General features: G+C 39.6%; 8 protein-coding genes. 2 read left to right on the top strand and 6 right to left on the bottom strand.

The window, feature by feature from the left end; genetic code table 11:
* The first annotated feature begins 132 nt into the window (after positions 1-132).
* On the top strand, positions 133-882 hold the full coding sequence (locus tag ABMQ40_RS13900) for a hypothetical protein (RefSeq protein WP_370900626.1): 750 nt from the start codon (positions 133-135) through the stop codon (positions 880-882).
* 26 nt (positions 883-908) lie between these two features.
* Positions 909-2732: a M36 family metallopeptidase gene (locus ABMQ40_RS13895; protein ID WP_370900628.1), complete on the top strand. Its 1824-nt coding sequence runs from the start codon at positions 909-911 to the stop codon at positions 2730-2732.
* A gap of 67 nt (positions 2733-2799) precedes the next feature.
* Here the strand turns inward: ABMQ40_RS13895 and ABMQ40_RS13890 are convergent, their stop codons facing one another.
* The 6 genes from ABMQ40_RS13890 to ABMQ40_RS13865 are packed head-to-tail and all read right to left on the bottom strand — an operon-like array spanning position 2800 to position 6829.
* On the bottom strand, positions 2800-3984 hold the full coding sequence (locus tag ABMQ40_RS13890; RefSeq protein ID WP_370900624.1) for a DUF2062 domain-containing protein: 1185 nt from the start codon (positions 3982-3984) through the stop codon (positions 2800-2802).
* A gap of 4 nt (positions 3985-3988) precedes the next feature.
* Positions 3989-4474, bottom strand: a complete 486-nt coding sequence (locus ABMQ40_RS13885) for a hypothetical protein (RefSeq protein ID WP_370900622.1) — start codon at positions 4472-4474, stop codon at positions 3989-3991.
* Positions 4471-4851 carry an ApeI family dehydratase gene (locus tag ABMQ40_RS13880; protein WP_370900620.1) on the bottom strand — a complete coding sequence of 127 codons (381 nt, stop codon included), beginning with the start codon at positions 4849-4851 and terminating at the stop codon, positions 4471-4473. Before ABMQ40_RS13880 ends, ABMQ40_RS13885 begins: the two co-directional genes overlap by 4 nt.
* Positions 4852-4855: 4 nt before the next feature.
* Positions 4856-5488 carry a flexirubin biosynthesis protein LolB2 gene (gene lolB2 / locus ABMQ40_RS13875; RefSeq protein ID WP_370900618.1) on the bottom strand — a complete coding sequence of 211 codons (633 nt, stop codon included), beginning with the start codon at positions 5486-5488 and terminating at the stop codon, positions 4856-4858.
* Positions 5454-6080, bottom strand: coding sequence for a flexirubin biosynthesis/transport protein LolA2 (gene lolA2 / locus ABMQ40_RS13870; RefSeq protein WP_370900616.1), 627 nt, complete (start codon positions 6078-6080; stop codon positions 5454-5456). Before lolA2 ends, lolB2 begins: the two co-directional genes overlap by 35 nt.
* Positions 6077-6829, bottom strand: a complete 753-nt coding sequence (locus ABMQ40_RS13865; protein ID WP_370900614.1) for a polysaccharide deacetylase family protein — start codon at positions 6827-6829, stop codon at positions 6077-6079. Before ABMQ40_RS13865 ends, lolA2 begins: the two co-directional genes overlap by 4 nt.
* Positions 6830-6913 lie beyond the last annotated feature (84 nt).

Here is a 6913-nt window from a genome sequence, read left to right as displayed (position 1 = left end):
CCTTCCCGATACTTTATGTACGGATCAGTTGTCTTAATAATAAATATTTTTATTGAGTTGTTTTTATATAAATGATGTAACAATTTCGGGTTTTGTCTACTAACTGACAATCATTTTAAAAAAAACAATTTTATGAAAAAAATTCGATTTAGTGTTAAGACACTATTATTCTGTTCACTTTTTAGCTTTACTTCGGTTTCTGCTCAGAAATATGAGCAAACAATTAAGAACTATATAAATTCAGAACAAAAGTTCCAAAGGGCAAATCCTGAGCTTAAAGAATTTAAGATCATAAATGTTGATCCGTCTAAAAGCTTAAAGGGAGATGTTGTCGGAATACAGCAGACAGTCAATGGTATTCCGATCTTTGGATGTTCAGCCAATGTTTTGATCAGGGATGGCAAAGTATTGAGTTTTGCGGATACCTTTATTAAAACTTATCCTTCAGCAGTCAGAGGTAAACAAAGGGCAGACAAAGATGCCATGGTAGCGGATGTTGTTAAAAAATTGAATGGTCAGCTTACCGTTAGGGATATTGACGGAAAGCAAGAGCCACTGAAAACAAGTGTAGTTTATTTTGCGAAAGGAGGAGAGCTGATACTCGGTTACAGATTTAATGTTGAGGAGAAAGGGACCGGCAATGTCTGGAATACGATTATCAGCACTGAAGACGGCTCTGTTCTTTATCAGGAGAATACTACGCTTTCCTGTAACTTTCATGAAGATGCTTTCGGACATTACGCTTCAGGCTTATCATTGCCTTCCCAAAATGCCCGGCCATCCGTTTTTCCCCAAAATATACCGGCCACAGATACACAAAAACATGCCTGTTTCGTTTTGGCACCTGATAATGCTTCTATAACGTATTTACATTTCCTGTAGAAGCACCAACATTTGGAAACCGGACACTGATCAGCAATCCCTGGGACCTGACCGCCTCTCCGGAAGGCTGGCACTCTGACGAGGCTAATCATTATACAATAACCAGGGGAAACAATGCTTTTGCCTACACCGATGAAAACAAAACCGATACACCACAGTTTTCTCCTGATGGCGGGGCAAACAGGATTTTTGATTTTCCACTGGATGTGACTATGCCCCAACAAACTTATACTCCTGCAGCTGTAACCAATTTATTCTATGTAACCAATAAAATGCATGATGTATTTTATAAATTCGGATTTACTGAATCCGCAAGGAATTATCAAACCAATAATTTTAACAATGGAGGCGTAGGTAATGATCCTGTTCTGGCTGAAGCCAGGGACGGAGGCGGTATTAATAATGCCAATTTTACTGCGGGAGTTGACGGAACCAGCGGAAGAATGCAGATGTACCTTTTTGTTCCTGATGTAGTACGATACCTGTATTATAACTCACCTGCAAGCTATGTCAGCAGAACCCCTGCAACTGCAAAAGCTGCTTTCGGACCTCAGCTTACAGACAGTCTGCCTGTCACAGGAGATCTTGCACTTTCTACGCCGGCAGATGCCTGTGCTCCGGTTACTGCGGGTAGCCTCGCAGGAAAAATTGCGGTAGTAACGGCAGCAGGATGTATGCCTACTGTTAAAACAAAAAATTTGCAGAATGCCGGAGCTATCGGGGTAATACAATACAATCCCAATAGTGATCAACCTCAGGACATAGGAGGCACGGACAACACAATTACAATTCCTACAATCATGATAGGTAAAACTGAAGGTGAGTTTCTGGTGAATGAGCTTACCAATGGTGTTGTCATAAATTCTACATTAAAGGAAGTAAATAAAGATGGAAGTTTGGATAATGGTATCATCGCTCACGAATATGGTCATGGAATCTCCAACCGTCTCACAGGAACAGGAGATTCAGGAGAGGGATGGTCTGATTTCTTTGCTCTGATGATGACCACCAAACCTGGAGACAATGCTACTGTTGCCAGAGGGTTGGGAACATTTGTATCAGAAGAAGACATAACGGGAGTAGGTTTCAGACCGGCCAGGTACTCCCCTGATTTTACGGTAAATAATTATACTTATGGAAGAACCAACGGAATGACCACAGTCAGCTCTTTTCCGGGGCTTCCGATGCCTGTTACCATACCGAATGTACACAAAATTGGGTTTGTTTGGGCTACCATGCTGTGGGACCTTAACTGGAAATATGTAGAAAAATATGGATATAGTAGTGATGTTTTAGCTGATCCTAACAGTGGAAGCGCAAGAGTGCTCCAACTGGTCATGGATGCGTTAAAATTACAGCCATGTAATCCTAGCTTTGTACAGGGAAGAGATGCTATTTTAGCTGCTGATCAGGCATCGACCGGTGGCGAAAACAAATGTTTGATCTGGAATGTTTTTGCAAGAAGAGGGTTAGGTGTCAATGCTGCACCGGGAGGACTTCACGGTATTGGCCTTAGTTTGCCGGATATGAATGATCAGGTGGAAGACTTCACGGTTCCTGCCGAATGTCAGACACTGGCTGTAAATGAAGCTTCAAAATCCAAGGGAATTTCTATCTATCCTAATCCGGTTAGGAGTGAATTCACGATCAGGACATCTGATGGGATGAACTTATCAGGAATTACTACAGTTTCTATTTTTGATTTTACAGGCGAGCTTATATCCAAAGAAAGTATTAACCTTAATAAGCAAAATACAATCAGTGCAGATAAGCTGATTAACGGGGCATACATTGTAAAAATCAATAACGGCTCAATAGATTATACCCAGAAAATTATCGTATCCAAATAAGGATACAGTAAATTTTACAAAAAAGGCCGTTTTCACGAGTTGTGAGGCGGCCTCTTTCAGTTGAATGCTATATCCGGTCCTGATTGTGTTCAGGATTCAGCCTGTCCAGAAAAAGAAAAGTGATTATTCCTGAAAATACCGATACGGTTGTGCTTAGAATAAAACTTCCGATAAGATATTGATACAGGTTGTTCCTGATCAGATCAAAGCTGAAGTCCTGTGCCAGGATATTGCTTTCTTCCTGAACAAACGGAGCGCCCAAGAATAGAGAAGCAGCGATGATAAAAGGAATAAAAGGAGGAAGACTTACATTGGAGGCTACAAATGCAAGGATTTTATTCAGCTTGAAAAGGACAGATAGGCTAATGACGAGTAATGTCTGAAATCCCCAGAAAGGGGAGAGACCGATGAAAACGCCCAAAGCAATGGAAAAAGCCTTCGTCCGGTTACTTCCGTCGCTTTCCAGGACATCTTCTTGTATAAACCTTTTAAAGCTTTTTTTTTTGAAATTATTCACGAAGTTTCTCGGAATAATGTAAAACAAAGTGATCACTACAAGGATGGTATTCAGGATACTGATCCGCGTAAAATCTTTGAAAGGCCTGAAATGGGAAACCCTTTCTGCAGGATCATACAACACCTTTACCGGGACATTTTTCACCGGGACGCGCCGCCAGGCGGATCGTACAATGATTTCGATCTCAAACTCGAACTTGGGGGTGAAATATTTCTCCGGTATTTTGTATAAAGGGTACAGGCGATAGCCGGATTGTGTATCTTCCAGCTTTATTCCCGTTTCAAACCAAAACCAGAAATTGGAAAAACGGTTACCGAAACTGCTCTTTTTAGGAATGCCGTCTTGGGACATATTTCTGTTTCCGATCAGCAGCACCTCTTTTTCTTCGTTAAGCAGGGCATTTACGAAAACGGGGATGTCATCGGGATAATGCTGCCCGTCTGAATCTATGGTGATGGCGTAATGGTAGCCTTCCGTTTTTGCTTTTCTGAAGCCTGTTTTCAATGCATTCCCTTTCCCTTTGTTTTCCGGTAAGGTGATGACGCTGATCTGCGGATACCCGGCAAGAATCGTTGGGGTGGAATCTGTGGAGCCGTCATTGACTACAATAATCCATTCGGTATACTCTAAAACACCGTCAATAACCCTTTTCAGAGTTTTTTCATTGTTATAGGTAGGTATTAAAACACATATTTTCTTTTCAGAAATTGCATTTTGAACTTCAGAAAGGGTCATTGTTTTATTTTAATGTCGCTTTTTCTTTGGCTGTAAAGGTTTTAGACTGCATTGCAAACCTTTTGATATAATCTTTTAGAGCAGCATTCTGCCTGTTGATATTCTTTAAGATGAATGCCTTGTCTTCTTTCAGGCTTCCGTGATAACCTACAATTTTTGGAATATTTTCCTGCACACTTAATCGTATTACCCTTAGCTCGATATTATCAGGATTTTTTTCTATCAGGCTTTCAAGGCTTGTAGCTCCGGCTTTTACAAACAATTTTCTTTTCCCCTTCTCTGTGGTAACCTTTGCTTCCATAACCTGAGCGGCAGCCTTGTAGCCCAGAGCCACGGGATCGGAAGAAGTCTGCTTTTCGGCCAGATTTATAAAAGCACGGGTATTGGCGTTAGACTGGTTGGCTTTTGCATAGCTATATCTTAAAGCTTCTATATCTGACGACTGGAAGAAAAAAATAAAAGCGGTGATCAAAGACAGGATAAGCTTCATGATGTCAATTTTTTATAGTTTACTGACATTTTTAATGCAATAGTCTCGCCAAAGGAAGTTGTATTTTTTACTTTAACATCATTTCCCAGCTCATCAATTTCCAGCTGCATTTTCAGATCAGGCGTTTCAAACGGGTTGATGATCGCCATAAACTTTACATTGGAAGCTGACTTCAGAAACAGTTTCGAGCCGGTGAACTCTTCTGTAAGCTCCTTTACGATCTGCATCATACAAACCCCCGGAGTAACCGGATTCCCGGGAAAATGGCCTTTAAAGATGTCATGATCCTTATTCAGGGAAATCTTTGCCGAAAAACTTCCGTTTTCTGTCTTTTCATATGAATTTAGGGTATAGAAGTTTGTAAGAATGGTCTGCATCAGCTTATTCAGTTTCGGTTATTTGAAATAATTTTATATTGATTTTAAAGTCTTTATGTTGAAGATTAATGCTATCTGCGAAGATATGTTTTTTTGCTTCAAAAGTAAAATCTATTTTTTCCCTGTTGTTTTTTGTATAAATAATCTGGTTCAGCAGGCCGCTCTCTTTATCAAAGAAAAGATAATATCTCATTTTACCATTAGCAGAAAGAAAAATTCTGGAACGGGCGTTTTCAAAACTTTGGCTTACAGGATACCGCCTTTTTAAAAGTTGCCGGAAATCATTCCTTAAAAAACTGATCACGATCTTCTTGTCCAGATCCGGAAGCACATAGTTCAGCTTAAAGCTGTCATCGGAAATTTTAAAGTCGATCAGTTTATTTCCAAAATCCGATGTCAGTGCAACACGGTGTGTTGTTTCACTGATCTTCTTTATGATCAGGATCCCGCTTATGTGGCTTTTATAAATATCCATCTGGCATTTATAAACATAATCTTCACCGGAAGAAAAATACAGGTTTTCAACAGTTTTGTCAGAATCTGATACAGGCGTTACTTCTGTAAGCTGGTAAGTCTGGCAGGCGATAAAAAACAGTAAACTACTATAAAGAAAACTCTGAAGCAGGGATTTGCGCATTTATCTTTGTGTTTTTGAAAACAATATTTGTTGTATCACCGGATGCTTCAAGCATATTTACCTGGGAAACCGTAGATTGATTTTTAGGGAAATACAGCTCAATCTGCCTGATGTATTTCAATAGTTGGGCAGATTTGGGTGTAAACCTGGCTATGTTGAAATGGGTATTCCTGAAATACGCCACTGTAAACTCAGGATCATTGAACATTTGCCCGTTGGAGCTTCCTACGATGAGTTTATTGATTTTCTCGAAAGCTTTGCTCCTGGCATCCACGGAAGACTTTTTACCCTGATCGTTGATGAATATTTTATTGTCTTTGAAAACAATACCGTACTGGTAAGGTTTTGTATATCTCCAGCTCAGCATATTAGGTGACTTTAATGACATTCTTCCGTAAGTAACGATATTCTTGTCCAGGAAATCCATTTTCTTGGTTTGGATAAAATCACTCTGCAGGGTTTTTATCCCCCGGGTCTCCGAAGAGATTTTTGTTACGAAAGCTTTTGTTTCGGTTCCGGTCATGGCTGTATTTTGTGCGAAAAATAAGCCTGAAACCAGTAAAAATGCTCCTAAAGCAATATTCTTTATCATTTTTCTTCCGGTTTAAACATAGAATCAATAGTAAAAGTAGAATACTTTTTCCCTTTCAAAAATAGCAATAAATCTACCAAAACATTATAAGTTTTCTCCGAAGTATCGTGAAGAAGAATTATGCTCCCTCTTTTTACACCTCCGCTTACCCTTTTATAGATCCTCTTTTCATTGTCTGTAACGGTATCTAAAGATCGTACATTCCAGCCAATATTCTTTTTCCCCGTTTTTTTGATCGCTTTAGCAATATTGGGATTTGTAACCCCGAAAGGAGGCCTGTATAAGTTTGTTTTAATATTTCCGGCTTTAAAGATGGCCCCATCACATTTTTCAATTTCTTCGATCATTTTCGGAGCGGATAAAAAACCTGTTGAGTCTGAATGGGTGAATGTGTGATTTCCCACTGAATGGCCTTCTTCAATGATCCTGCGGAATGTCTCCGGGTATTTTTCAATCTGTCTGCCGATACAAAAAAAGGTAGCCTTTACCTGATGCTCTTTCAGCAAATCTAAAAATTTCGGTGTAAATTCCGTGGGGCCGTCATCAAAAGTCAGTGCCACTTCTTTTGTCTTTGTTTTTTTATGGGTAATGCTGTTGACAAAATATCCTAATCCGATATCAAAAGATCCCCAGATCACTACCGCTGAAAAAGCAAGGAAACAAAACAGGTATACCCAAAAGCTTCCGTGAAATGCATAAATGAAAACATTGCAGAAAAGATAAAATATTATGAACGGATAGTGCTTCATCTTATTTGTATTTTGAGTTTGCTGTTCCAAAGATACGATTGTCATCCCGAATGCAGTGATCTTGTAAACCACACAGGCGATGCC

The organism is Chryseobacterium gossypii (assembly GCF_041361455.1).
Lineage (GTDB): Bacteria > Bacteroidota > Bacteroidia > Flavobacteriales > Weeksellaceae > Chryseobacterium > Chryseobacterium gossypii.
The sequence above is the reverse complement of the archived record's forward strand: the minus strand, read 5'-3'. Positions and strand labels throughout refer to the sequence as shown.